General features: G+C 60.8%; 24 protein-coding genes. 18 read left to right on the top strand and 6 right to left on the bottom strand.

The window, feature by feature from the left end; translation table 11 throughout:
• Window positions 1-181: 181 nt before the first annotated feature.
• Window positions 182-733 (top strand): hypothetical protein, encoded by a 552-nt coding sequence (locus tag H9Q16_RS08145; RefSeq protein WP_191074813.1) that lies wholly within the window; start codon window positions 182-184, stop codon window positions 731-733.
• A gap of 125 nt (window positions 734-858) precedes the next feature.
• Here the strand turns inward: H9Q16_RS08145 and H9Q16_RS08140 are convergent, their stop codons facing one another.
• Window positions 859-1,236 carry a SnoaL-like domain-containing protein gene (locus tag H9Q16_RS08140; protein ID WP_191074812.1) on the bottom strand — a complete coding sequence of 126 codons (378 nt, stop codon included), beginning with the start codon at window positions 1,234-1,236 and terminating at the stop codon, window positions 859-861.
• Between the two features lie 465 nt (window positions 1,237-1,701).
• Here H9Q16_RS08140 and H9Q16_RS08135 point away from each other — a divergent pair, with 465 nt between their 5' ends.
• From H9Q16_RS08135 to H9Q16_RS08125, 3 genes are read left to right on the top strand one after another with little or no spacing between them, the layout of a single operon-like run.
• A complete protein-coding gene (locus tag H9Q16_RS08135) occupies window positions 1,702-2,697 on the top strand; it encodes a membrane dipeptidase (RefSeq protein ID WP_191074811.1) in 996 nt (331 codons plus the stop codon).
• Entirely contained in the window at window positions 2,690-4,333 is a 1,644-nt protein-coding gene (locus tag H9Q16_RS08130; protein WP_191074810.1) for a hypothetical protein, read from the top strand. The genes H9Q16_RS08135 and H9Q16_RS08130 overlap by 8 nt, the downstream gene beginning before the upstream one ends.
• Complete coding sequence (locus H9Q16_RS08125) at window positions 4,330-4,821, top strand: hypothetical protein (RefSeq protein WP_191075231.1); 492 nt, start codon at window positions 4,330-4,332, stop codon at window positions 4,819-4,821. The genes H9Q16_RS08130 and H9Q16_RS08125 overlap by 4 nt, the downstream gene beginning before the upstream one ends.
• A 124-nt stretch (window positions 4,822-4,945) precedes the next feature.
• On the opposite strand, the gene hrpB is transcribed toward H9Q16_RS08125, so the two are convergent.
• Window positions 4,946-7,360, bottom strand: coding sequence for an ATP-dependent helicase HrpB (gene hrpB, locus H9Q16_RS08120; protein ID WP_191074809.1), 2,415 nt, complete (start codon window positions 7,358-7,360; stop codon window positions 4,946-4,948).
• A gap of 80 nt (window positions 7,361-7,440) precedes the next feature.
• On the opposite strand from hrpB, the gene meaB reads away from it, so the two are divergent.
• Window positions 7,441-8,406, top strand: a complete 966-nt coding sequence (meaB, locus tag H9Q16_RS08115) for a methylmalonyl Co-A mutase-associated GTPase MeaB (RefSeq protein WP_191074808.1) — start codon at window positions 7,441-7,443, stop codon at window positions 8,404-8,406.
• Between the two features lie 69 nt (window positions 8,407-8,475).
• Here the strand turns inward: meaB and H9Q16_RS08110 are convergent, their stop codons facing one another.
• The gene (locus H9Q16_RS08110) at window positions 8,476-9,402 is read right to left on the bottom strand and encodes a tyrosine-type recombinase/integrase (RefSeq protein WP_191075208.1); all 927 of its coding nucleotides are present in this window, start codon (window positions 9,400-9,402) and stop codon (window positions 8,476-8,478) included.
• A 23-nt stretch (window positions 9,403-9,425) separates the two neighbouring features.
• Window positions 9,426-10,133, bottom strand: coding sequence for a DUF484 family protein (locus H9Q16_RS08105; RefSeq protein ID WP_191074807.1), 708 nt, complete (start codon window positions 10,131-10,133; stop codon window positions 9,426-9,428).
• 173 nt (window positions 10,134-10,306) lie between these two features.
• Between H9Q16_RS08105 and H9Q16_RS20760 the strand changes: the two genes are divergently transcribed.
• Window positions 10,307-10,435 (top strand): hypothetical protein, encoded by a 129-nt coding sequence (locus H9Q16_RS20760; RefSeq protein WP_281403098.1) that lies wholly within the window; start codon window positions 10,307-10,309, stop codon window positions 10,433-10,435.
• A gap of 8 nt (window positions 10,436-10,443) precedes the next feature.
• Here H9Q16_RS20760 and fsa read toward each other — a convergent pair whose 3' ends face one another.
• Window positions 10,444-11,097 (bottom strand): fructose-6-phosphate aldolase, encoded by a 654-nt coding sequence (gene fsa, locus H9Q16_RS08100; RefSeq protein ID WP_191074806.1) that lies wholly within the window; start codon window positions 11,095-11,097, stop codon window positions 10,444-10,446.
• Between the two features lie 99 nt (window positions 11,098-11,196).
• Here fsa and H9Q16_RS08095 point away from each other — a divergent pair, with 99 nt between their 5' ends.
• From H9Q16_RS08095 to H9Q16_RS08075, 5 genes are all read left to right on the top strand, one after another.
• Window positions 11,197-13,392: a primosomal protein N' gene (locus H9Q16_RS08095; protein ID WP_191074805.1), complete on the top strand. Its 2,196-nt coding sequence runs from the start codon at window positions 11,197-11,199 to the stop codon at window positions 13,390-13,392.
• Window positions 13,393-13,953: 561 nt separating this feature from the next.
• Window positions 13,954-15,186 carry an MFS transporter gene (locus tag H9Q16_RS08090; RefSeq protein WP_191074804.1) on the top strand — a complete coding sequence of 411 codons (1,233 nt, stop codon included), beginning with the start codon at window positions 13,954-13,956 and terminating at the stop codon, window positions 15,184-15,186.
• 2 nt (window positions 15,187-15,188) lie between these two features.
• Window positions 15,189-16,580: an MATE family efflux transporter gene (locus H9Q16_RS08085; RefSeq protein WP_246455543.1), complete on the top strand. Its 1,392-nt coding sequence runs from the start codon at window positions 15,189-15,191 to the stop codon at window positions 16,578-16,580.
• Window positions 16,580-17,446, top strand: coding sequence for a 50S ribosomal protein L11 methyltransferase (locus tag H9Q16_RS08080; protein WP_191074803.1), 867 nt, complete (start codon window positions 16,580-16,582; stop codon window positions 17,444-17,446). The genes H9Q16_RS08085 and H9Q16_RS08080 overlap by 1 nt, the downstream gene beginning before the upstream one ends.
• Window positions 17,447-17,539: 93 nt before the next feature.
• Window positions 17,540-17,926, top strand: a complete 387-nt coding sequence (locus H9Q16_RS08075; RefSeq protein ID WP_246455542.1) for a hypothetical protein — start codon at window positions 17,540-17,542, stop codon at window positions 17,924-17,926.
• 102 nt (window positions 17,927-18,028) lie between these two features.
• Here the strand turns inward: H9Q16_RS08075 and H9Q16_RS08070 are convergent, their stop codons facing one another.
• Window positions 18,029-18,247, bottom strand: a complete 219-nt coding sequence (locus H9Q16_RS08070; protein ID WP_191074802.1) for a DUF1127 domain-containing protein — start codon at window positions 18,245-18,247, stop codon at window positions 18,029-18,031.
• A 326-nt stretch (window positions 18,248-18,573) separates the two neighbouring features.
• Here H9Q16_RS08070 and ruvC point away from each other — a divergent pair, with 326 nt between their 5' ends.
• The 7 genes from ruvC (at window position 18,574) to tolR (ending at window position 23,199) form a co-directional block, all read left to right on the top strand.
• The gene (gene ruvC, locus H9Q16_RS08065; RefSeq protein WP_191074801.1) at window positions 18,574-19,080 is read left to right on the top strand and encodes a crossover junction endodeoxyribonuclease RuvC; all 507 of its coding nucleotides are present in this window, start codon (window positions 18,574-18,576) and stop codon (window positions 19,078-19,080) included.
• The gene (ruvA, locus tag H9Q16_RS08060) at window positions 19,077-19,739 is read left to right on the top strand and encodes a Holliday junction branch migration protein RuvA (protein WP_191074800.1); all 663 of its coding nucleotides are present in this window, start codon (window positions 19,077-19,079) and stop codon (window positions 19,737-19,739) included. The genes ruvC and ruvA overlap by 4 nt, the downstream gene beginning before the upstream one ends.
• A gap of 57 nt (window positions 19,740-19,796) precedes the next feature.
• Window positions 19,797-20,816 carry a Holliday junction branch migration DNA helicase RuvB gene (gene ruvB, locus H9Q16_RS08055; RefSeq protein WP_191074799.1) on the top strand — a complete coding sequence of 340 codons (1,020 nt, stop codon included), beginning with the start codon at window positions 19,797-19,799 and terminating at the stop codon, window positions 20,814-20,816.
• A 33-nt stretch (window positions 20,817-20,849) separates the two neighbouring features.
• Entirely contained in the window at window positions 20,850-21,473 is a 624-nt protein-coding gene (locus H9Q16_RS08050) for a hypothetical protein (RefSeq protein ID WP_191075205.1), read from the top strand.
• 25 nt (window positions 21,474-21,498) lie between these two features.
• Entirely contained in the window at window positions 21,499-21,897 is a 399-nt protein-coding gene (locus H9Q16_RS08045) for a YbgC/FadM family acyl-CoA thioesterase (protein WP_191074798.1), read from the top strand.
• A 117-nt stretch (window positions 21,898-22,014) separates the two neighbouring features.
• Window positions 22,015-22,710 carry a protein TolQ gene (gene tolQ, locus H9Q16_RS08040; protein ID WP_191074797.1) on the top strand — a complete coding sequence of 232 codons (696 nt, stop codon included), beginning with the start codon at window positions 22,015-22,017 and terminating at the stop codon, window positions 22,708-22,710.
• 3 nt (window positions 22,711-22,713) lie between these two features.
• Window positions 22,714-23,199 carry a protein TolR gene (gene tolR, locus H9Q16_RS08035; RefSeq protein WP_191074796.1) on the top strand — a complete coding sequence of 162 codons (486 nt, stop codon included), beginning with the start codon at window positions 22,714-22,716 and terminating at the stop codon, window positions 23,197-23,199.
• The last annotated feature ends 1 nt before the right edge of the window (window position 23,200 follow it).

Here is a 23,200-nt window from a genome sequence, read left to right as displayed (position 1 = left end):
TCCGGGCTCAAACCGGACACTGGCGCTCTCGAGGCGCCAGGGCACCTTGAGCGCGGCGGCAACAGCGGCTCAGCGGCACAAAGTGAGTTTTCGCTGCGATCTCACCAGTGTCCGGTGTGACAGACCGTGCCGCCTCCATAGTTGACAGCCACCCGCTTGTTTGGGTTCAAATTGCAGCCAAATGAAAAACGAAGAGTTCCACAAACTGTTCACGACCGAGTTCGTCGAGCCACTGATTGAGCAGGGGTTTTGTCTGATTGGACGTGGCAACTCATTGCGCTATGCCTCCGGAAACCGGGAACTCTTGATACTAAGACAAGGAGGGCGGCTTGCCCGGCCCGGATTTGCGCGCTCCGTCATTTGTTTCCGCCACTCCTTCCTGAGGCCTATCGCAAGCGATGACCCGAAAAAGTCACCAATTTATGTACAAGACTGTTCGAGAAAGCTGATCTTTGACGATTTTGATGGCTGGAATCCGTCCCAACTCAACTACCGACCCGAAAACTCTGGGCGCTGGCGAATTCACGATACCAACTACGCCAATGGTGATGAAGGGATGGTCAGGAGCCATCTTAGAGAACTCCGGAAAACGGTCGTAGCGCGCATTCTACCGTGGCTTGAGACAATCACTGAGAAAGGCGAGTTATCGCAGATCAAGAGGTTTGGTGAAAACGCCTGGTGTGAGCAAAGGTGGATTGAAGATTATGAAGCGTTTCTTTCCCAGCAGCCCTGAAGCGGCGCTTGGTGCGTGCAGAAGTATTTTTGTCACCCTAGCCTCGGCCCGGGCATTGCATGCCCCCCATTTGTCGCAGTGACCATACCTTGGCAGGTCGCAGGCAGCAGCGCCCGCGCGGCGATTTACCTTGGGCGCATGTAGAATTCCTCGCGCACGATCTTCCCTTCTTCGATAGAGTAGATCGCGATCTCGCTCAGGGTCATCCGCTTTCCCGTGGCTTTGTGTGTCACTTCGGCCTCGTAGCGGACGCCGAAACTGTTCGGGGGATGCACAAAGGGTCCGTCCACTTCAAGCGTGTGCAGATCGTGCAGGGCTTGCCAGTCTTCGCGCTTTGTCTTGATCGCGTCACGTCCTTTGGTGATACGCACATCGCGGCCCGGCGGTACGACCGCTTCAACCGATTGTGCGTTTTCAGCATAGATGTCATCGACATGCGCGATGCCCTGACGATCGCGCATTGCCTTGACGAAGTCCCGTCCCATCTTGACCAAGTCTTCCATATCAGCACCTCCCTCTTGGCTTTTGTCATTCTGACACCTCCGCGCTTTCCGCGCCTTGACAGAGATCAACCTGAGCGCGGGTTATCCGTTAGGGTAGAGCAGGTCGCGCCTGGGGATGACATTCAGGTCGCTGGCGTATTGTCGAAAATTTGATCCAAAAGAGCGGCATTCTTTTTGTCACGGGTGAAACTTTCGCAGTCTTTCCCGCGTACCAGATGTATCACGCGCAGCGCCTGGGTGAGAGTGGTTTACGAGTGCCGGGGTGTTGTCCCTTTGTGACGAGTATGAGCCGGATCCAGGTGCACCTGGATCCGGCCGTTTCGTCGCAATTCTTGGTCTGGTGTTCCTGTCGACATCTGGACAGGGGACCTGCCTTGGCAATTTGCCCAACGCAGCGTTCGAAATGACGTGGCCGGTGTCGCATTCTAGATTGAGATTGCGCGCACAAAGCCCGATGATGCGCCCATGAAAAGCCCGCTGATCGACAATTTGCAATACGCCAACTTCTCGCCCGAGATCTTTGCCCAAATGCGGGCAGGGGGGGTGGATGCGGTGCATGTCACCATCGCCTACCACGAAGTCTTCCGCGAAATGGTGCTGAACCTTGAGCGTTGGAACCGCTGGTTCGAGGATCACGCGGATCTGATTTTCAAGGGCACCACCGCAGCAGATGTGCGCCGCGCGCAGGAAACCGGGCGCACGGCGATCTTCTTTGGGTTTCAGAACCCCAGCCCCATCGAAGACGACATCGGGCTGGTGGAAATTTGTCACCAGCTGGGCGTCCGGTTTATGCAGCTGACCTACAACAACCAGTCCCTGCTGGCGACGGGGTGCTATGAGGATGATGACACCGGGTTGACGCGCATGGGTCGCGAGGTGGTCACGGAGATGAACCGCGTTGGCATGGTTGTGGATATGAGCCACTCTGCTGAGCGTTCGACGCTTGAGGCGATTGACCATTCATCCCGCCCCATCGCGATCACGCATGCAAATCCGCATTGGTGGCACCCGGCGTTGCGCAACAAATCAGACACCGTGCTCAGGGCGTTGACGGCACGGGGCGGGATGCTGGGGTTTTCGGTTTATCCGCATCATTTGGCCGGGGGCACAGACTGCACCCTCGACAGCTTTTGCGGCATGATCGCTGAGGCCGCCAACAGATACGGCGCAGAGCACCTCGGGATCGGCACGGACCTGTGTCAGGATCAGCCTGACAGCATCGTGGAATGGATGCGTGTCGGGCGCTGGACCAAGGGAATTGATTATGGTGAAGGATCGGCCAGCAATGCAGGCTTTCCTCCCATGCCCACGTGGTTCAACGACAATCGGGACTTTTGCAACATTCGGGACGGTCTGTCCGCCGCCGGGCTCAGCGGCGAAGACGTGGATGGCATCATGGGCGGGAACTGGCTGCGGTTCTACGAAACCTCTTTCGGGCCTGAGGAATTGAGCGATGCTTGATACGCCCCAACCGCCCCAAATGCCCCTGCGCGCACCGGATACGGTAATGCGGCTTAGCCGGATGGGCTCGATGTTTCCGACGCGCCTGAGTTTCCTGCGATCTCTGATGCGCAGGCTGGCAGCAGAGGATGTCGCTGTGCGCCGCCCGGTTTGGCAGATGGATGCGGATGGGTTCGGTCATGCGGTTTATACCGTGACGCTGGGCGGCCATGACTATTCGCTGGTGGCCGTTTCCAACGATCTGCCGCCTGAGATGCGGACTGACCGGGTGATCGCAGAGGCCTGGGACAGCGCGTATGTGCTGTACGATGGGGTTCCGAATGCTTCAGAGGTTGCGCGCATTGTGGCGTCAGCCCCAAAGCAGGAAGCCGCACGCTTTACGGGGGCCGACCTGGTGCTGAGCCGCGCCAACAAATCCGTCCGGCTGTTTGCGCATGTGGTGCAGGCGCTGCGCGATGGGCAGCAACCTGATGCAGAGATGGTGCGTAGCGTCGGCTATCTGATGCGCACGACGGCGGTCTATGGCAACGGCAAGTTCGGCATTGCCGATCGGGCCGTGATCGAAAGCCGTCCCGGTCTGGAAGGGCCTTTTGCCGCTGAAATGCTGACCGTCTGGCTGATCCGGCATTTCACCCATGAACTGGTAGAACATGTGGGCCGCGGGTCGTTGGATCCGACGCTGAAACGGCATCTGGGGATTGGTAATTCCACCGGGCTGGGCATGGCGCCCTTTCTGGTCAACCATCCGGTTTTATTGAACAACTGGATGATGGTGCGTGAAACCGCGCTGGCGCGAGTGCGAGCGATCGAGGTGTTGACAGAGAGGCAGAAGGCCCGGCTTGTCGCATTGGCCGACCGTGCGGCGCAGCATTTGCAGGAATGGACGGTTCCGGATGCCGAACATCAGGCGCGTATCGTGACGCTGCGGGCGGACTGGAATATCGCGTGCGGCAGGCTTGATCTGGACGCGCCGCTGCCGCTGGATCATGCGGTCCGCGTTGTGCAGGACATGTCGGAGGATGTGCAGGAACTGATGGTGTCCTTGGTCATCGAGCCGTTTGGCGATGTGGTGGATGGCTTGGCCGACTGCATGGGCGATCCTTTTGGCGCGTTCTGCCCGCCGATGCGGGAGACCGGCGCAATGCGCGCGACGATAGAGGACCATTTTGACTGGGCACTGATGCCGGATTATGACGCCAAAGATGGATGTGGCCAATTCTGGTATGTCTCTGAAGCCAAACAGGAACCTCGTCTGGGCCTGCGATTTTCCGAAGCCGGATCAGAGCTGGAAAGCCCGCTCGACGTGGGCCGCCGCGTCAAAGCGCTTTATACCGCACTTGAGGGGGAAGACGGGCGCGTCTCAGATTTTCTGGCGCGGCATCCGGGACACGCGCTGGCGGTGTCCCGTGTTTTGCTGGCGGAACGGTATCCCTATGCGGAAATCCGCGACAATCTGATTGCCACATCCTGCCTTCCCATCGACATGTTGCGCTGCAAGCTGTCGTTCTTTGGGGCCTCCAAGTTTGATCCCAAATCCGACCGCTGGACGCGCATCACGCTGTGTCAGGGCGCGCCACTGGCAGACGATCTGAAGGACGGGGCCGATGACTGGTGGCTGCCGGTATTTAAGGCGTGACGTTTTCGGGCAATGAGATCATGGGCCTGATGGCCAAGGCCGCGCGCGGGGCAGGTGCCCCCCCTGAGCAGGCCTCTCAGTTTGGTCGTGCTGCGCTGCATCATGTGTTGGGCGGGCGGGACCTGGATGATTTGGTTTCTGCGTTGGATGCCTTGCCGGGCGGGCCCATTCTGGAGATGCCGCTGGTGCTGCTGCGCCTGTTGGAGGATGGCAATGGTGACAACGCACAAGGGAGGATGACCGCCACCGCACTTGCACAAAGCTATGTGGAGGCGTTGCCTTTCAGACAGGAGGTCATGGCGGACGGAGAGCATTTCTCCGTTACGCTGTACCTGACAGAGCCTGCAGCCCCGATCCCGCCCGCGCGGGTTGAGCTGACCGCAGATACCACCGCACATCTTTCAGAGTTGGCCGCGCGTATTCTGGTGCCGGAAAGCGAGGCGTCGCGGTTGGCAGGCGCCGGAGCGGGTTTGACGGATAACGATTAGATTTCTTCTATCTTTTTCACGGTCCCGACATCAAAGTCCCTGGGTCGGCCGCATAACTTCGAGCCTGCCCTTAGCCTTGCGCGCGTTCACCACCCCTTTTGATCGTCGCCTCCGATGTGCCCCTTCAGGTCCCTCGAGGTTTTGCGCGCAGGGTCGGGTCGGCTTGGGTGGGGTCTTCGGGCCAGGGATGGCGCGGATAGCGACCGCGCATGTCTTTGCGCACGTCAGCATAAGAGGTCTGCCAGAACCCCGGCAGATCGGTTGTCACTTGAACCGGACGCTGGGCAGGGGAAAGCAGGGTAATTTGGACGGGCACACCGGCAACTTTGGGATGGCGCGTGACGCCAAAGAGTTCCTGCAAGCGTAGCGATATAGCTGGCTGTGCGCCTGCGTAGTCAATGGTCACACGGCGGCCCAATGGTGTTTCGAAATGTGAAGGTGCGACCGTGTCCAGGTGCCGGGTAGCATCCCAATCCAGTCGGGCCTTGAGGGCGGGCAGGATATCATACGCTTTCCAATCCGCTGTGGAACGCACCCCGATAAGATGCGGCAACAACCAGTCTTCGAGCGTGTCCATGAGGTGCACATCTGAAAAGTCGGGGAATTCCGGACCCATCAGCCGCGCGCGCGCCAAAAAGCGCCGGGCTGCAGGGGAAGGCAACAATCCTGTCTGCCTGACCCCGTCGAGCATCGCGCGGGCAACGTCATCGGACGGCGCGTCCGTCCAGTTGCGATCATTCAGCACCAGCGCGCCAAAGCGTTCCTGACTGCGGGTCAGCACGCGGCCCTCGCGGCGCGACCATTCGCAAACGTCTTCCCACAGGATCTGCGTGGAGAAGCCATGGCGCAATTCAGCTTCTGTCAGAATCGCGGCCTGTCTGATGCGCGCCTCGCGGGGGTCGCCGTCCAGATCGGTTGCCACGATCAGGCGCATCGCCGCCAGCGGATCGTTGTCGGGCACCACGGCCCCCTTGCCACCGGAGAGGACATAGCGCGGGGCCTCGCCTTTGCGGCGCAGGCCAATGCGGTCGGGGTAGGCAAGCGCTGCGAGCACGCCGAGGCTGTTTTGGCCACGCGAGGCTTGACCGCGCGCCAGGCGCTTGGCCTCTTGCCGGATCCGGGCGACGGTCGGGGCGTGGGCGTTTGGATCTTTTCGTTTGCCACTTATTACGTCCATCCGCAGGGTAAGATCCACACCAGCGCCGCGCAGCGGATCGCGCTCTGCCAGCAGTGCTGCAAGCTGCGGGGCGCGGGGGCCGCCTTTGGCCACCATATGTGCAAGACGCGGATGCAAGGGCAGCGCGGCCAAGCCGCGCCCGTGCTCGGTGATCCTGCCGTTGCGATCGAGGGCGTCCAGCATGCGCAGCACGGATTGTGCTTCGGCCAGCCGTCCCTCGTGCGGTGGGGTCACAAAACTGAGCGCATCAGCCTCGGCACCCCAAAGCGCAAGCTCAAGGGCAAGACCGGTAAGATCCCCGGCTTCAATTTCAGCGGGTGGATAAGCGGCCAGTGCGCCGTCTTCGCCCTTGGTCCACATCCGGTAGGCGACACCCGGCTCGATCCTGCCTGCGCGGCCCGCACGCTGGGTAGCCTCGGCGCGGGTCACGCGTTCGGTAATCAATCGCGACATGCCGGATCCGGGGTCGAATACTGCCCGCCGGGCGCGGCCGGCATCGACCACAATTGTGATGCCGTCGATGGTTAAGGACGTCTCGGCGATCGAGGTGGCCAACACCACTTTGCGGCCCTTTGGCGCGGGTGCAATCGCTGCGCGCTGTGCCTTGAAATCCATCGCACCAAACAGCGGGGACAGAACGCAATCTTCAGGCAATTGCGGCTTCAAAAGTGCCTCGACCCGCCTGATTTCCCCTTCACCTGGTAGAAACACGAGGGCAGAGCCGGGTGCCTCTTGCAGCGCCTTGAGGGTCAGATCGGCAACGGCATTTTCAAACCTCACCTTGCCCAACGGGCGGTCCAGCCAGCGGGTTTGCACCGGAAAACTGCGCCCTTCGGAGGTGACGATCGGAGCGTTCATCAGCTTGGCAACGGGGCCTGCATCCAGCGTAGCCGACATGGCAACCAACATCAGATCGTCGCGCAGCGCGCCTGCAACTTCCAGGCAAAGTGCGAGGCCCAGATCGGCATTAAGCGTGCGTTCGTGGAATTCATCGAAAATGACCGCGCCGACCCCGGGCAAATCCGGTGCGGATTGCAACATGCGGGTCAGGATGCCTTCGGTCACCACCTCGATGCGGGTTTTTTTGGACACTGCTGAGGCTCCGCGCACGCGGTAGCCTACGGTTTCGCCGGGCTTTTCGCCCAGCGTTGCGGCCATGCGTTCTGCCGCCGCCCGGGCCGCAAGGCGGCGCGGTTCAAGCATCAGGATTGTCCCGGTGGTCAGCCCCGCATCGCGCATCGCAAGCGGCACGCGGGTGGTCTTGCCCGCGCCGGGCGGTGCCTCAAGCACCACACGGCCCTGTTCGCGCAGGGCGGCGATGACCTGCGGCAGGACCGCGTCGATGGGTAGGGAAAAGGACATGACGTCTTATCGGGTATCGCAGTGGGCGCGCCAAGGGTGTGTACTGGACTTTTCGAACTGTGCCACTAAAGACTGCGGCCATGGATATGGACGAACTGGCACAGAGGGTGGCCGCCGGCGAACGCCGCGCCTTGGCGCGGGCGATCACGCTGGTTGAATCGGGCCGCGCCGATCACCGGGCGCAGGCCGCGCAGCTGTTGGGTGCCTTGCCAACTGACAGGCAGGCGCTGCGCGTGGGACTTTCCGGCACTCCCGGGGTGGGTAAATCGACCTTCATTGAAAGCTTTGGCATGATGTTGATCGCGCAGGACAAGCGGGTTGCCGTTTTGGCGGTCGATCCTTCGTCTGCCCGCTCTGGTGGTTCCATACTGGGGGACAAGACGCGGATGGACCGGCTCAGCCGGGAGGCGGGCGCGTTCATCCGACCTTCACCTAGTCAGACGCATCTGGGTGGCGTCGCACGCCGCACGCGCGAAGCGGTGCGCCTGTGCGAAGCGGCCGGTTTTGATGTGGTGCTGATTGAAACAGTGGGTGTGGGACAATCAGAGACGGCTGTGGCCGAAATGTCTGACTTGTTTTTGTTGTTGCTGGCTCCGGCGGGTGGGGATGAGTTGCAGGGCGTCAAACGCGGCATCATGGAGATGGCGGATATCATCGTGGTCAACAAGGCGGATGGAGATTTAAAGGCGACAGCGACGCGCACATGTGCGGATTACGCGGGCGCGTTGCGCCTGCTTCGCAAGCGCCCACAAGACCCTGACGGTTTTCCCAAGGCGATGACCGTCAGTGCGCTGGAAGACACTGGATTAGCGCAGGTCTGGTCAGAGATGGAAACGCTGTCGGCCTGGCGGCGCGACGCAGGTTTTTGGGAGCAAACCCGTGCCGATCAGGCGCGGTACTGGTTTTTGGAAGACGTCAAGCAGCGGCTTTTGGCGCGTCTTGGCGATCCGGATACCAAGGCTGCTTTGTCTGCACTCAGCGATGATGTTGCAAGTGGCGCGGTTGATCCGGCAGAAGCCGCACAGAGGTTTATAGATCGTTTGTGAGCCTCGGTGCCCATGGCCAATCTAGCCTCAGCGAATGAAACAATTGCGCAAAGCGTTGTTTGCAAAGAATTAGCCTGAAGCCTTGGGATGCGCGCGGTTGTAGACTTCCATCAGGCGCGCGGTGTCGACGGCTGTGTAGGCCTGCGTGGTCGACAGGGACGCGTGGCCCAGAAGTTCCTGAATGGCACGCAGATCGCCGCCTGCATCCAGCAGATGGGTTGCAAAGCTGTGGCGCATGGCGTGGGGGGTGGCCGTGGCGGGCAGACCCAGTTGCATCCGGGCGTTCGCCATCACTTGTGAAATCGCGCGCGGATTCAGTGCCCCACCCCGGATAGCGCGAAAAAGGGGAGCATCTTTTTCCTGCGGGTAGGGGCAGGCGGCAAGATAGGCGTTGATGGCATGTCGTGCGGCGGGGATGACGGGAACCACCCGCTCTTTGCCGCCCTTTCCTGTGATCCGTAGCACCTCAGGGAGCGGTGCGTCCTGTCCTTTGAGAGCAAGGGCTTCAGAGATGCGCAGGCCGCAGCCCCACAAAAGCGTCAGGACCGCGACATCGCGGGCCGAGACCCACGGCGTCTCCGATTGGATCTCGACACAGTCTATCAACGCTTTGGCCGCATCGACGGCCAGGGGGCGGGGCAGTTTTTTCTGGAACTTCGGCGATCGGGTGGACAGCACGGCGGTGGGCTCAAACCCCTCGCGTTCGGCCAGCCAGCGGTAGAAGGCTTTGACTGCCGACAATTTGCGCGCCATGGACCGCGGTCCAACGCCGGTGCTGCGTGTCTGGGCCATCCAGCTGCGCATGTCAGAGACCGTGATACGCGCCAGCGCGCCCAATCCTTGCGCATCGCCCTTGTGCAGGGTGATGAAGGCCAAGAAATCGGTAACATCACCCTGATACGCCAGAATGGTGTTTTCGGCGGCACCCTTGAGGGCGTGTTGCTGATTTAACCATGTTTGCAGTGCGTCGCGCGCAGCCGGGCTGATCAGCCCGATGTCGTATGCTTTGGCTGGCGCGCTCAAGACAACCAGCGCCGCATGGTGCGTTCAAACACCCCGGCAAAGAAGGTCAGCAGATCTGCGCCCTGTTGGGGCGTAAACATATGCGGGTCTTCAGATCCCAGAACGAGAAGTCCGGGCAGGCGGCGCGGGCCGAAATCGAGCTTGAGGCAGGCCTCCGACCGGATCCAGCTGGCTTTGTCACCAAAGACCTCGGTGGTGCCCTCTTGAATGCCACGGAGCGTTACTGGCCGGAAATGGCCACCGCGCCCTTGGGTCATATAGATGTCGACAAAGCCGGGTTCCGCAACACATAGGACATTTCCAAGGCGCTGGATTGCGGGGTCTTCATCGCTTTGTACTGATTCCAGCACCAGTCGGACCGCGTCCACGCGCAGGATATCAGCGACCTCGGTGCCGAGGTCACGCAGGAAGACTTCGAAATCCATCGGGTCAAGCATGCACAGCACCGCGCGATGGATCTGGTTGGTGCCGGCAAGGTTTTCGTAAGCTGCGGCGATGACACTGCGGTGGGTATCCTCAAGCCGGTCAAGCCGGGTTTCCAACCGCTCCATCGCGATGCCGCGCAGGTCGACAATATTGCCCCCCATGGCCTTTTCATTGGCCGCAATCAGGGCCTGCATCACATCGTTGTCGTCCAGAATGACTTGGGGTTCGGTGATGATCGCCTCGCGCAGGGCATCATCGATCTGTCGGGTGCTGCTCATAAACGTCTCTTATTGTTTGAAAGGTCTATAGCACCCGATGGGCCCGAAATCTGCCAACGAATTGGGAATTTCTCCTGATCCTTGGGCAAATGTGGCCAATCTGCGTCAGGCGGGGGGAAAAACCATCGCAGTTTCGCCATGACGGCAGCACATTTCGTATTTAGTGCGGTCCCATGAACATGCTGCAACAGACACAATCCCAGAACCCGCAAACGACTGAGACGGTCGCGAACCCGCTTTTTCCGCTGAGCCCCGCGGCTGTGCGCGCCTTGCTTGAACGCGAGGATGCGAAAGCGGCCTGAATGGCCGGTCAGACGATCTTGATGTTGGCCGCCTTGGCGTCCTTGAGGAACTGATCAAGTCCCTTGTCGGTCAGCACGTGACCGGCAAGCTTTTGGATCACCTCGGGCGGCGCGGTCATGACATCCGCCCCCACCAGCGCGCAACCCTGCACATGGTTCACCGACCGGATTGAGGCGGCGAGGATCTGTGTCTCGTAGCCATAGTTGTCATAGATCGTGCGAATATCCTGAATGAGTTCCATCCCATCCAGGTGGATATCGTCCAGTCGTCCGATGAAGGGCGATATGAAGGTGGCCCCGGCCTTGGCCGCGAGCAGCGCCTGATTGGCCGAAAAACACAAGGTGACGTTGACCATATTGCCTTCGTTGGTCAGCACGTTACAGGCCTTGAGCCCGGCCCATGTCAGCGGCACCTTGACGGCGATGTTGTCGGCGATCTTGGCCAGTTTGCGGCCTTCGGCGATCATTGCGTCCGCTTCTGTGGCGACAACCTCGGCGCTGACGGGGCCGTCCACCAGATCGCAGATTTCCTTGGTAACTTCGAGAATGTCGCGACCGGACTTCTTGATCAGCGACGGGTTGGTGGTGACCCCATCCACGATCCCGAGTTCATTCAGTTCGGCGATGGCGTCGATTTCTGCGGTGTCTACGAAAAATTTCATGTGCAATCCTTGCGCTTGGAAGGGTGAGCGTTGATCTTGGGTCTAGCGCAAGCGTCGCTTGTCTTAAACCCTCAATCCCAACAAGGACACGTCCCACCTGTGAGTGCCCCGGAATTTTTCGATGAAGGTGATCTAGTTGGCGTGCTGACAACCCAGCCGCTGGGCCGGACGCTGGACTACAAAGCGCCGGAAGGGGGCTGCCATCCGGGGGCCTTTGTCGAAGTGCCTCTGGGGCCGCGCAAGGTGTTGGGGGTGGTCTGGGGACCCGGGCAGGGGGATTTTGACTATGCACGTGTGCGCAGTGTCATCCGGGTGCTGGATGTCGCACCAATGCGCGCGGAGATGCAGACGTTCCTGACCCGCGCGGCGGATTATACGCTGACGCCCTTGCCCGCGATGCTGCGGCTGGCCACACGGGCGCCGGGGCTTGGGGATCCGCCGTCGATGCGCAAAATCTACCGGCGTGGCATGGGCACGCCGGACCGGGCGACAAAGGCGCGCACGCAGGTTCTCGAGACGCTGCGGGAGTATGGGGATCTGTCATTTACGCTCAAAGAACTGGCTGAAATGGCTGGCGTGACGTCTTCTGTGATCAAGGGGCTGGTCAAACAGGGCGTGGTGCACGAAGAGGACAGCCCACGCGACTTGCCCTTTCCGCGCCTTGATCCCGATTTGCCCGGCAAGGTGTTGACCGAGGATCAGGCGCGCGGCGCAGCGCAACTAGCGGATGCTGTAAGGTCAGGGCAGTACGGAACCACGTTGCTGCGCGGGGTCACTGGTTCGGGCAAGACGGAGGTGTATCTGGAAGCCGTGGCCGCAGCGCTGCGGGCAGGGCGGCAGGCGTTGGTGCTTTTGCCGGAGATCGCGTTGACGGAACAGTTCTTGAGCCGGGTGCAGGAGCGGTTTGGCACCAAGCCTGCTGAATGGCACTCGGGCGCTACCATGACCGAACGCCGCCGGATCTGGCGCATGGTCGGGCAAGGGCAGGCGCAACTGGTGATCGGGGCTCGTTCGGCACTGTTTCTGCCTTATCAGAACCTTGGTCTGATTGTGGTCGATGAGGAACACGACACATCCTACAAGCAGGAAGACGGGGTCCTGTACAATGCCCGTGACATGGCGGTGCTACGCGCGGCAATTTGCGATGCGCAGGTGGTCTTGGCCTCGGCCACACCGTCGCTGGAAAGCTGGGCCAATGCAGAGGCGGGCAAGTATCGAAAGCTGGAGCTGACGTCGCGCTATGGCGCCGCGGTGATGCCAAAAATGGGTGCAATCGATATGCGCGCCGAAGGCCTGCCGTCAGATCGCTGGGTGTCTGCCACGCTGAAGAAGGAAGTTGATCAGCGGCTTGCGAAGGGCGAGCAGGCGATGCTGTTCATCAATCGCCGCGGATATGCGCCTATTACGTTGTGCCGGGCCTGTGGGCATCAGATTGGATGCGATGATTGTGATGCGCGAATGGTCGAGCACCGGTTTCTCAAGCGGCTGGTGTGCCACCAGTGCGGCGAGACCAAGCCGATGCCCACCGCCTGCCCGGCGTGCGACGCTGAAGATCGGTTGGCGCCGGTGGGACCGGGTGTCGAACGTCTGGGCGAGGAGGCGCGCGCGCTGTGGCCCGACGCTCGGATCGCGGTGCTGTCGTCGGACATGTACGGCTCTGCCCGGGCGTTGAAGGCAGAGATTGCAGGGATAGCTGACGGATCGGCGGACATCATCATCGGTACGCAGTTGGTGGCAAAGGGGCACAATTTTCCCAACCTGACACTGGTGGGGGTGATCGATGCCGATCTCGGGCTGATGGGGTCGGATTTGCGCGCCGCGGAACGGACATTTCAGCTGATGCGGCAGGTGGCGGGGCGTGCGGGGCGGGCAGAGGCACCAGGGGCGGCGCTGCTGCAGACCTATCAACCAGAGCACGCGGTGATCCGCGCCATTCTGGCGGGCGATGAAGAAGCGTTCTGGGCGGCCGAAGCCCGCGAGCGCAAGCAGGCAGGCGTGCCGCCCTACGGACGGATGGCGGGCATTATCCTGTCGGGGCCGGATGTGGCGCAGGTATTTGATGCGGGGAATTTACTGGCCCGTCAGGACGCGCCGTTGCGGCAGATCGGGGCACAGGTCTTTGGACCCGCGCCCGCGCCGATCGCACGGGTGCGTGGCCGGCACCGGGTACGGCTGCTGGTCAAGGCGGACAAGCTGGTACCGTTGCAGGATGCGCTGGCCCGTTGGGTGGCGCAGGTCAAGCTGAAGGGGGAACTGAGGCTGGCGGTCGATATCGATCCGCAGTCGTTTTATTGAGGGTTCAAAGCATCATGATGTGTGATGGTATCGACGCTAAACATTCATTTTAAACATGGATCGGTGATCTCTATCTGAGGATCAGGTCGTCCCGGTTTGGGGCGCTGATTGATCACAGGAGATCGTTATGGCCGTTCAGGATATTTTTGCTCAGCACCCGCGGAGTGCACACCGAGGCATCTCTGTTCCGCTCGCCTTGTTGCTTGGCGGGCTCTTGGCTGTGGGGCTCATCTGGTTTGCGCAGGGAACGGACCCCATGCCTGCTGGGCCAGAATGGCATGGGAATGCGGGCGCTGCGGCTTTGGCGGTTGCGCGGTTTTGATGTGCGGGTCGTTCGCGGCGTCGGGGGCACCGAGATGGGAGCGGCGCGCGTCTGCGACGACGCCCCGCCCGCCATCCCGATAAGCGATCGCCTTGTGCCGCACCCGTTCGGGGGCGCTGCCCCCGGACCCCCCGGGATACTTCGGGCCAGAAGATTTCGGGGTGTGTCGCGGGGGTGATTTGTGGGGCGTGCATCAGCAGGGTCTCGCCAATTGTCAGGGAGAGGCGTAAGGGTCGTTCATGGCCCGGTTGATTACCCTTGAAGACGCAAAGCAGCTGCCATTCTGGCGGCGGCCTGTGGCGTTGCTGTTCCTGATGGCGCTGGCAATGCCGATTGCCTTCAACACCTGGGCGGCGCTGCTGAACAATTTTGTAATCGAGGTGGCGGATTTTGACGGGGCAGACATTGGTCTGCTGCACACCATCCGGGAGATCCCTGGGTTTTTCGCTGTGGGTGTGATCGCAATCATTATCTTCATGCGCGAGCAGGTTTTGGGCATGGTATCGCTGATCCTGCTGGGGGTTGCGACAGCTCTGACCGCGCAGTTTCCTCAGATGGGCGGTATCCTGACGCTGACCATGCTCAGCTCAATCGGGTTTCACTATTATGAGACGGTGAACCAGTCGCTGCAGCTGCAGTGGCTGAAGATCGAGGATGCGCCGCGCATGCTGGGGTGGTTGATGGCGGCGGGGTCGCTGGCCACACTGATTGCCTATCTGGCGATCATGGCGCTGTGGGAGACACTGCAGCTGAGCTACAACACCGTTTACATGGTGGGCGGGGGCGTGACCGTGGTGATCGCGATCTTTGCGATGCTGGCCTATCCGCAGTTCGAGGCACCGACACCGCAGATCAAGAAGATGGTGCTGCGCAGGCGGTACTGGCTCTATTATGCATTGCAGTTCATGGCGGGTGCGCGGCGACAGATATTCATGGTCTTTGCTGGCTTCATGATGGTGGAGCGGTTCGGCTATGAAGTGCATGAGATCACGACGCTTTATCTGATCAATCTGGTGGCCAACATGATCTTTGCCCCCCTGATGGGGCGTGCCGTCGGATATTTTGGCGAGCGGCGCGCGCTGGCGTTTGAATACATGGGTCTGATTGCCGTGTTTCTGGCCTATGGCGGGGTCTATTGGCTGGGTTGGGGCGCGCTGATTGCGGCCATTCTTTATGTGCTGGATCACATGTTCTTTGCTTTGGCACTGGCGCTGAAGACATATTTTCAGAAGATCGCGGATCCGCAGGACATCGCACCAACCGCCGCCGTGGCATTCACGATCAATCATATCGCGGCCGTGTTTTTACCGGTTCTGCTTGGCTTTTTGTGGCTGGTCTCGCCTGCGGCGGTGTTTTTGCTGGCGGCGGGGATGGCTGCGGTATCGTTGACGCTGGCGCTGCTGATCCCCCGCAATCCCGCACCGGGGCGCGAGACGATCTTTGCGCATCCTGTCGCGCAAGCGGCCGAGTAGGGATGTCCGAGGGGCGGTTTCTGACGGGGTCCACCATGGGGCATGTGACACGGATGACCGCGACGGGGGCATTCGGGATCACCTTTGTGTTTCTGGTGGATGCGGCAAACTTGTTGTGGATTTCCCAGTTAGGGGAGGCGCGGCTGGTTGCGGCCATCGGGTTTGCCTATGCGATCCAGTTCTTTTCCGTTTCGGTGGCTGTGGGTCTGATGATTGCCGCAACCGCGCTGATTTCGCGCAGCATCGGGGCAGGGGACCGTGCGCGGGCACGCCGCCAGGCAGGGGCGGCGATTGTGATGGCCATGTCCACGCTGGCCGTGGTGTCTGCGGCGATTGTGATCTTCCGCCACGAGCTGGTGGCGTTTGCCGGGGCCGAGGGCGAAACCGCGCGATTGGCCGCGCGCTATCTGGCGATGACGATCTTTTCGCTGGTGCCGATGTCTGCCGCACTGGTCTGTTCCGGCACACTGCGCGCAGACGGATACGGGGCCAAATCGATGTATATCACCATGTTCTCGGGCCTGGTCCTGCTGGTACTGGATCCGATCCTGATCTTCTGGATGGGATGGGGGCTGGATGGGGCAGCGATTGGTCTGGTGCTGTTCCGGTTCTCCCTTTTGGCGCTTGGGGTCTACTTCGCGATCCTTCAGATGCAACTTGTCGCGCGACCACGGCTGAGCACGTTGAGCACGCTATCGCGGCCGTTCTGGGTGGTCGCTGTTCCGGCTATTGCGACACAGATGTCGACCCCAGCGGGCAACTACCTGCTGACCATCGTGATGGCGCGATTTGGGGATGATGCGGTGGCGGCCTGGGCCGTCGTGGCACGGCTGACGGTGGTTGTGTTCGGCGGTATTTTTGCGCTTTCGGGGGCCATTGGCGGCATCTTTGGCCAGAACTATGGTGCCGGGGCGCTGGACCGGGTGCGCAGAACCTATCGCGATGCGTTGATCTTTTGCCTGATCTACACGCTTGTGGCCTGGGCGCTTCTATTTGCGGCCACACCCTACGCCATCCGGGCTTTTGGATTGACCGGGCAGGGGGCGGAAGTGCTATGGGCCTTCGCCTATGTGGGGGTAGGCGGGTTTATCTTTATCGGCGCCCTTTTCGTCAGCAATTCGGCTTTCAACAATTTGGGCAAGCCCGGACGGTCCACGCTGCTGACCTGGTTGAAGGACGGCGCGCTCAGCTGGCCCGCGGCTTCGTGGCTTGCGGCCCTCTTTGGCGCGCCGGGCGTGATTTACGGGCAGGCCGTTGCGGGGGCGGTGATGGGGGTGATCGCAGCCCTCTGGGGCTGGGTCTATGTCAATGGCCTGCATTCCCCGCCGTCGGGCCCGCTTGACGCCGATCCGCCGCGGCCCTACCCGAACCCCGACAGATTCCGGAGACGATGATGACCACTTTTACTGCCCTGACGACCCTTGCAGGACGTGATCAGGCCTATGCATTGGGCGAAGCGATGGAACGGCTTGATCCAGAACCGACCGGCGTCGGCGTTTTCGAAATGGAAGATGGATCCGGATTGTGGGAAGTGGGCGGCTATTTTGAAGCAGCCCCGGACGACACCGCGCTGGCGGTGTTAGCGGCGGCACTGGGATCAAAACCTTTTGTGGTCTCGCAACTTCCCGAGACCGACTGGGTGGCGCATGTGCGGCGCGAACTATCCCCGGTAGAGGCCGGGCGCTTCTTCGTCTACGGCAGCCATGATGCGGATAAGATTCCGCAGGGCAAACTGCCCTTGTTGATCGAGGCGGCGATGGCATTCGGCACCGGGCATCATGGGACGACGCTGGGCTGCCTGCTGGCGCTTGATCGTTTGCTGGATCAGGGGGTTGTGGGTCACAACGTGGTCGACATTGGCTGTGGCACGGCAGTTCTGGCAATGGCGGCCGCACGGGTGTGGCCCGAGACGGTGCTGGCCAGTGACATCGATGCGGTGGCGGTAGAGGTCGCAGCAGCAAATGTCGCAGCCAACGGCATGCAAGGCCGCGTGCGGTGCATCGAGGCGGCGGGGTTTGATCACCCGGAGCTGGCCGCGTCTGCCCCATTTGATATAGTTTTTGCCAATATCCTCAAAGGGCCCCTGATCGCTTTGGCATCGGATATGGCCAATGCCCTGCAGCCCGGAGGCCAAGCGATTCTCTCGGGAATTTTGAACGAGCAGGCCGATGACGTAATCAGCGTTTATGCACGCAATGGCATCAATCTGGTTCACCGTGAAAGCATTGTTGACTGGACTACACTCACTTTGCGCAAATGACCTTGGGACGGGACGCAGAAAACCTCATTTTTTGCATATTTGCGGTAAAATCGCGGCAATTGCCCAGAAATTGCCACAATTTCTGGATAATCGTTGATCAACGCGGTGGGGGCCGTCGTTAAGGAACGTGCTGCCATGGTAGAGACCCACGACCACTTTATCAAACGCCTCAATGTGCTGGGGCACAAACACGCCAAGATGAAGAACGGGTATGTGACCAAGGTCGGTCGCGATGGCCTGATGTCGGTCAAGCCCAAGCGGATGCGCTTGCGTTTTCCGGTCAAGGGCATCCTGATGCTGTTGTTCAGCTTTTTCTTCTTCAAGGCGTTCATCCTGGTTGCCGTGGGGCCGATTACGTACAACGAACGGCTTGCCAAGCTTGAGAACGGTACGCCCATTGAACAGGCTGGCGCCAAGGCGCTTCAAATTGATCCGGTCACGGAAAAACTTGCAGATATCGCAGGACCGGTCCTGCGCTGATCTGAAATATGCAGACTACTCCAAGGAAAAAGCCGCGCTTCCGGTAGGGAAGCGCGGCTCTTTTTCATTCAACGCTGGGCGCGGATAAGACCGCGCCTACCATCAGCGGATGAGGTACGGCATCGCGACATCGTCGATGTCGCCACGTACGAGGCCGATATCCTCTAGTTCACGGTCGCTGAGACCGGACAGCACCTTGCGGGTGATGCGTGCGTCATTCCAGGAAACGACTGCGGCGACCAGGCCGGAGAAGAAGGAAGAGATGGAGGATACGACTGCTGTGGAGCCGTATGCTGTGCGGGTGGTGTCGAAAGCTGCCATTGTAGCCGTCCTTTGATATAGAGTTATGCCGGTTTCTCCGGCGGTGTAAGGAGCAGATAGGCCGGGTATCCCGCGTTTACAAATGCTGTAAGCGCATGTGTGGGATGCACATGGCGCATAGGTCGTTTGTCCGGTAACCCATAGTAAATAAAAGCTAAAAATAGCCTCGGCGGTGTCGGTTTCGTGCCCGGCGAAGGCGCTTTCAGGACACTTGGCGCAAATGCGTCCCGGATCTGTCGTGTTTTGCCATCAGATGAGAATTGATTGCCAGATGTTCGTGCTTCGTGCTAGTGCAACCAAAAAGCAACAATTCGGGCGGTACGGCTATGATCAGGGTCATTGGCATCGATCCGGGGCTGCGAAACCTCGGGTGGGGAATCATCGATGTGACAGGCAGCAGACTGGCACATGTGGCAAACGGCGTTTGTCAGTCGCAGGGATCGGACATGGCATACCGTTTGTTGTCGCTGCATGCGCAGTTGAGTCGGATCATCACCACGTATCGTCCCCAATCTGCCGCAGTCGAGCAGACTTTCGTCAACAAAGACGGTGCTGGCTCTTTGAAGTTGGGGCAGGCGCGGGGGATTGCACTGCTGGTGCCCGCGCAGGCGGGGCTTGAGGTGGGCGAATATGCGCCCAACACGGTTAAAAAGACGGTTGTCGGGGTTGGACATGCCGACAAGGGCCAGATCGCACACATGGTGCGGATGCAATTACCGGGCGCAGAGATTGCAGGGCCCGATGCTGCCGACGCTCTGGCCATCGCCATCTGTCACGCCCACCACGGCGGCGCCAGCGCGCTTGCCGCGGCCGTCGCGAAGGCCGGCGCATGATTGGCAAGATCACAGGCCGGATTGAGTATCGCACCAGCGATCACGTGCTGATTGACGTGCGCGGTGTAGGGTATCTGGTCTATTGCTCAGAGCGGACGCTTGCGGCACTGCCGGGGGTCGGCGAGGCCACGGCGCTTTATACCGAGCTTCTGGTCCGTGAAGATGTACTGCAACTGTTCGGATTTCTCACGCTGGTCGAAAAGGAATGGCACCGGTTGCTGACGTCGGTTCAGGGCGTGGGCGCCAAGGCGTCGCTGGCGATCCTTGGGGCGCTTGGCCCTGATGGTGTCAGCCGGGCGATTGCGCTTGGGGACTGGAATGCAGTGAGGGCTGCAAAGGGCGTTGGCCCCAAGATTGCGCAGCGCGTGGTGCTTGACCTCAAGGACAAGGCACCGGGTGTGATGGCGATGGGTGGCACGGTAGCCCAAGCCACGGGCGACGTTGGGGCAGAGGTCATCGAACCCATGCCGCCGATCGCGAAACCCCAGCCGCCGGCGAATGCGTCGTCCCAATCAGAAGCGTTGTCCGCCCTTGGCAATTTGGGGTACGCGCCGGGCGATGCGGCGGGCGCCGTGGCGCAGGCTGGCGCTGAAAACCCCGAGGCAGACACGCCTGCGCTTATTCGTGCTGCGTTGAAACTTCTGGCACCGAAAGGGTAAGGACGTGGTGGGGAAGCCTTGCTGCAGCAGAACCGCCCCCCTCATGCGCGAGAGCAGATGACAGAGATTGACCCCACCGTTCGGCCAGAGCCGTTGCCAGAGGATGTCGACCGCGCGCTGCGGCCACAGATGCTGGATGAATTTGTCGGTCAGGCCGAGGCGCGCGCGAACCTGCGGGTGTTCATTCAGTCCGCCAAGCAGCGTGGCGAGGCGATGGATCACACGCTGTTTCATGGTCCTCCCGGTCTGGGCAAGACCACGCTGGCGCAGATCATGGCACGCGAACTGGGGGTGGGGTTTCGGATGACCTCGGGCCCGGTGCTGGCCAAGGCCGGTGATCTGGCCGCGATCCTGACCAATCTGGAAGCCCGCGATGTGCTGTTTATCGACGAGATACATCGCCTTAACCCGGCTGTTGAGGAAGTATTGTATCCGGCGCTGGAGGATTTCGAGCTGGATCTGGTGATCGGCGAGGGGCCTGCCGCCCGCACGGTGCGGATCGAATTGCAGCCCTTTACCCTGGTAGGGGCCACGACACGCATGGGGTTGCTGACGACGCCGCTGCGTGATCGTTTCGGTATTCCTACGCGGTTGCAATTCTACACCGAGGATGAACTTTTCATCATCGTCGACCGCAATGCCCGCAAGCTGGGGGCGCCCGCCGACGAAGGCGGCGCGCGCGAGATTGCCCGCCGCGCGCGGGGGACGCCCCGGATTGCCGGACGGCTCTTGCGGCGGGTCGTGGACTTTGCGCTGGTCGAGGGCGATGGCAGGGTCACCAAAGCGCTTGCGGACATGGCGCTGACGCGGCTGGGGGTGGATCATCTTGGCCTCGACGGGGCGGACCGGCGGTATCTGAAGCTGATTGCGGAGAACTATCAGGGGGGACCTGTCGGGATCGAGACGATGTCGGCGGCCTTGTCGGAGGCGCGCGATGCGCTGGAAGAGGTGATCGAGCCGTTCTTGCTGCAGCAGGGGCTTATCCAGCGCACCCCGCGGGGGCGGATGCTGGCCTCGAAGGCATGGACGCATTTGGGTATGAAGCCGCCCAAATCACAGACCGATCTGTTTGAGTGATCCGTTGGGCAAGGTATTTGTAAAAGGGTGAAAATGCAGGCGGATGAGATCGAGGCGTTGTTTACGCGCAGTGATGGCAGCTATGCCTTTGCGCGCTGGGGCCGGCCCGTCGCACCGGTGGTCTTTGGGGTTGATGACGCCACGCTGGTTGTCGTCAAGGGAGCGCTGGAGGCGGTGATGGTACTGACGGGCCATCAGATGGCCGAGACGGATCCTGAGCTGGGCAGTAACTTCATGATGTTCTTTTTCCGCGACTGGGCGGAATTGCCGGAGGTGACGGGAATGGACCGTCTTGTGCCGGAGTTGGACACCTTGATAGGCAAGCTGCAGACAGCAGAAGCAAATCAATACCGGTTGTTTCGTTTTGACGAAGACGGCGCCATCAAAGCCTGCTTTGTTTTTCTGCGGATGGACACGCATCTGAGCGATGTATCAGCAGAGACGTTGGCGTTGAGCCAGGTCGTGCAATCGGTGTTGCTGTGGTCCGATCTGGCTTTTCGGGAAACCTCGCCATTGGCGGTCGCGGGGGAGACGACGATACTGCGGCCTGAAATTGCGGCACTTCTGCGGGCGGCCTATGATCCGGTGCTGCCGGGGATGGCGCAGGACGCCTCTCACGCGCTGCGTCTGGCGGCGCGGATCGGGGTGGCGCACTGATGGCGTGGAATGCAGGAGACTAAAGATGAGCCATGTTTTCCCGGTACGCGTATTTTACGAAGATACGGATATGGCCGGTATCGTCTATTACGCGAATTATCTGCGATATATTGAACGCGCGCGGTCGGACATTGTGGAGCAGCTGGGCCTTGATCAGCGCGCCATGCGGGCGGAAGCCATGGTTTTTGTCGTCACGCGGGTAGAGGCAGATTACCTGGGCACAGCAGGCTTTGGGGACAGATTGGACGTGCATACGACGCATGCGCCCAAAGGAGCCGTGCGGTGGATCTTTGATCAGGAGGTGCGACGCGGTGACACTGTCATTTTCCGCGCCATTGTCACCGCCGTCTGCATGACCACCGCAGGCAAACCGCAGCGCCTGCCAGCAAAACTTCGCGCAAAGCTGTCGAACACCGGCACGTGATCGCTTAATTCTGGCAATCGATCTTGTGCTGGGGTAGTTTGATCCCAATTGGAGCCCGGAAAACAGGGCCTGTCAGGCAGTGGCGCGCCCAAGTGGCGCAGGATAAGAGCAGGAAACATGGAAGCAGAGACGCTGGCATTGGCGCAGGAGATTGATTTCTCCATGTGGGGACTGTTCGCGCGTGCGACGCTCACTGTGAAGATCGTGATGGCGATGTTGGTTTTTGCATCGTTCTGGTCCTGGTCGATCATCATTCAGAAGGTTCTGCAGTATCGTCGCAGACGCGGCGAGGCGGGCGATTTCGACCGGGCTTTCTGGTCGGGTGAGCCGCTGGACGGGCTTTATGACCAGATCGGGGCGACACCCGAGGGGCCGAGCGAGAAGATTTTTGCCGCCGGTATGACCGAATGGCGTCGGTCGCATCGTGATGACGGGGCGCTGATCCCCGGTGCGACTGCACGAATTGACCGGTCGATGGATGTGGCCATCGCCAAGGAGGCAGAGAGCCTGCAGAAGGGTTTGCCGGTGTTGGCCACAGTGGGCTCGACCGCGCCGTTTGTGGGACTTTTTGGCACAGTCTGGGGCATCATGAATGCCTTTATCGAGATTGCAGAGCAGCAGAATACCAACCTTGCCGTTGTGGCCCCCGGCATTGCCGAGGCCCTCTTGGCAACCGGGTTGGGACTGTTGGCGGCGATCCCGGCGGTGGTGTTCTACAACAAGCTGAGTGCTGACAGTGATCGCATACTGGGCGGCTACGAGGCTTTTGCCGACGAGTTTGCCACCATCCTGTCACGCCAGTTGGACAGCTGAGCCGTGGGGGCCGGTGTCATGAAATCAGGCGGCGGCGGGAGCCGCAGGGGCCGCAGGCGTGGCGGGCGGGCGCAGCCAATGTCAGAGATCAACGTCACGCCGTTTGTGGACGTGATGCTGGTGTTGCTGATCATCTTTATGGTTGCAGCCCCCTTGCTAACCGTAGGAGTGCCGGTGGAATTGCCAAAGACCGCCGCAGGAGCATTGCCAGCCGAGCAGGAAGAACCACTGACGGTTACCGTAACCGCAGAAGGGGCGGTGCAGATCCAGACCACGGATGTGGCGCGCGAAGAGCTGGTCGCGCGACTGCGCGGCATCGCGGCAGAACGCAGCAGTGACCGCGTTTTCCTGCGTGCTGATGGCCGCGTGCCCTATGCGATCGTGATGGAGGTGATGGGCGCAATGAATGCCGGAGGGTTCTCGAACATCGGCCTGGTCACGGATATCGGCGGGCCTGCCCTGGATGGCAACGGGCCATCGGACGGTTAGG

It is taken from the genome of Sulfitobacter aestuariivivens, assembly GCF_014763045.1.
Lineage (GTDB): Bacteria > Pseudomonadota > Alphaproteobacteria > Rhodobacterales > Rhodobacteraceae > Sulfitobacter > Sulfitobacter aestuariivivens.
This window is presented reverse-complemented; position numbering and strand designations above follow the sequence as displayed.